The sequence below is a fragment of the Rhizobium sp. LEGMi-198b genome (genome assembly GCF_054114205.1).
The window spans coordinates 1-2,537 of record NZ_JBSYVH010000018.1; the positions used below are offsets into that span (position 1 = coordinate 1).

Annotated in this window: 2 protein-coding genes; both read left to right on the forward strand. The window is 64.0% G+C overall.

What is annotated here, in order from left to right:
• Positions 1 to 1,482, forward strand: a 1,482-nt coding sequence (locus ACXHXG_RS32035) for a Re/Si-specific NAD(P)(+) transhydrogenase subunit alpha (protein WP_457901876.1), incomplete at its 5' end; no start/stop codon positions are given.
• An 18-nt stretch (positions 1,483 to 1,500) separates the two neighbouring features.
• Positions 1,501 to 2,537: NAD(P)(+) transhydrogenase (Re/Si-specific) subunit beta (locus ACXHXG_RS32040; protein WP_457901877.1), on the forward strand; the 1,037-nt coding region annotated here is incomplete at its 3' end.

Here is a 2,537-nt window from a genome sequence, read left to right on the forward strand (position 1 = left end):
GAGTGCGTGATCGAAACCGGTGCTGGAAAAGCGGCCGGATTTTCGGACGAGGCGTATCGTGGCGTGGGTGTCACGGTGGTCGACAGCGCGGCTTTGCTCTACGAGACATCCGACGTCATTGCCAAGGTCCGGCCCCCTGAAGCCGCAGAGGTTGATCGGCTGGCACCGGGCAAGACGCTGATCTCCTTCTTCTACCCGGCACAGAACAAGGACCTTCTCGAGCAGGCCAGGTCCAGGGGCGCCAACGTCATCGCCATGGACATGGTGCCGCGCATCAGCCGAGCCCAGAAGATGGATGCCCTGTCGTCGATGGCCAATATTGCCGGCTATCGCGCGGTGATCGAGGCCGGCAACAATTTTGGCCGCTTCTTCACCGGTCAGGTGACGGCCGCCGGCAAGGTGCCGCCGGCCAAGGTGCTGGTGATCGGCGCCGGTGTCGCAGGGCTTGCGGCGATCGGCACGGCAACGTCGCTCGGCGCCATCACCTATGCCTTCGACGTGCGCCCTGAGGTGGCCGAGCAGATCGAATCCATGGGGGCGGAATTCGTCTTCCTCGACTTCGGCGAAGAACAGCAGGATGGTGCTGCGACCGGCGGCTATGCCGCACCGTCCTCGCCGGAGTTCCGCGAGAAGCAGCTTGCCAAGTTCCGGGAACTGGCGCCTCAGATCGACATCGTCATCACCACGGCCCTGATCCCCGGCCGCGATGCGCCGAAGCTGTGGCTTGCCGATATGGTGGCAGCGATGAAGCCGGGCTCGGTCGTGATCGACTTGGCCGCCGAACGCGGCGGCAATTGCGACCTGACGGTCCCCGACGAGCGCATCGTCTCCGACAATGGCGTGATCGTCATCGGCTACACCGATTTCCCGAGCCGCATGGCGGCGCAGGCCTCGACGCTTTATGCCACCAATATCCGCCACATGCTGACGGATCTGACGCCGGGCAAGGATGGGGTGATCGTCCACAACATGGACGATGACGTCATCCGCGGTGCGACCGTCACCAAGGACGGCGCAATCACCTATCCACCGCCACCGCCGAAGGTGCAGGCGATCGCCGCCGCCAAGCCGAAGGAAAAGGTGAAGGAGCCGACGCCGGAGGAAAAGCGGGCCCGGGAACTGGCCGCCTTCAAGGCGCAGACCAGGAACCAAGGCATCCTGCTGGTCATCGGCACCGCACTTCTGCTGCTGGTCGGCGCCTATGCGCCGTCGAGCTTCATGAGCCATTTTGTCGTCTTCGTGCTCGCCTGTTTCGTCGGCTTCCAGGTGATCTGGAATGTCAGCCATTCGCTGCACACGCCGCTGATGGCGGTGACCAACGCCGTCTCCGGCATCGTCATCCTCGGCGCGCTGTTGCAGATCGGCTCGGGCAACGGGCTGGTGGTGACGCTGGCGGCGCTGTCGGTGCTGATCGCCACCATCAACATCGTCGGCGGCTTCCTCGTCACCCGGCGCATGCTCGCCATGTTCCAGAAGTCTTAAGCGGCAGGGATCTTCACAATGACCATCGGTATTGTATCGGCCGCCTATGTTGCGGCAGCGGTTCTCTTCATCCTCTCGCTCGGTGGCCTGTCCGGCCAGGAAAGCGCCAAGCGCGCCGTCTGGTACGGCATTGTCGGCATGGCCCTTGCCGTAGTTGCCACGATCTTCGGCCCCATGATCGACAAGACCGTCGGCAATTGGTTCATCATCGCGCTGATGATCGCAGGCGGCGCGGTGCTCGGCCATTATGTGGCGAGCCGGGTGCAGATGACGGAAATGCCGCAGCTCGTTGCGGCGCTGCATTCCTTCGTCGGCCTTGCCGCGGTGTTCATCGGCTTCAATGCCCATCTCGAAGCGGCCCATGTCGCTTCTCTCGACGATGCTTCCCGCGCAGCCCTCACCGGATTTGCCGGCATATTGGCCCACAAGGACATGGTGGAACTGTCGATCATGAAGGTCGAGGTCTTCCTCGGCGTCTTCATCGGTGCGGTCACCTTCACCGGCTCGGTCGTCGCCTTCGGCAAGCTTGCCGGCAAATTGGACGGCAAGGCCAGGAAGCTGCCGGGCGGGCACGTTCTCAACGCGAGCGCCGCGATCGCCTCGCTGATCCTGCTGCTGATGTACTGCAATGGCGCCGGGGTCTGGACGCTTCTCCTGATGACGGCACTTGCCTTCTTCATCGGCTATCACCTGATCATGGGCATCGGCGGCGCCGACATGCCGGTCGTCGTCTCGATGCTGAACAGCTATTCCGGCTGGGCGGCAGCCGCGATCGGCTTCACGCTCGGCAACGATCTCCTGATCGTCACCGGCGCGCTGGTCGGCTCTTCCGGTGCGATCCTCTCCTACATCATGTGCAAGGCGATGAACCGCTCCTTCGTCTCGGTGATCCTCGGCGGCTTCGGCGCGAGCACCGGCGCGCAGATGGAGATCATCGGCGAGCAGATCGCCATTAGTGCCGAGGGCGTCGCGGCCGCCTTGGACGAGGCCGACAGCATCGTGATCGTGCCGGGCTACGGCATGGCGGTGGCCCAGGCGCAGCAGTCGGTCTCGGA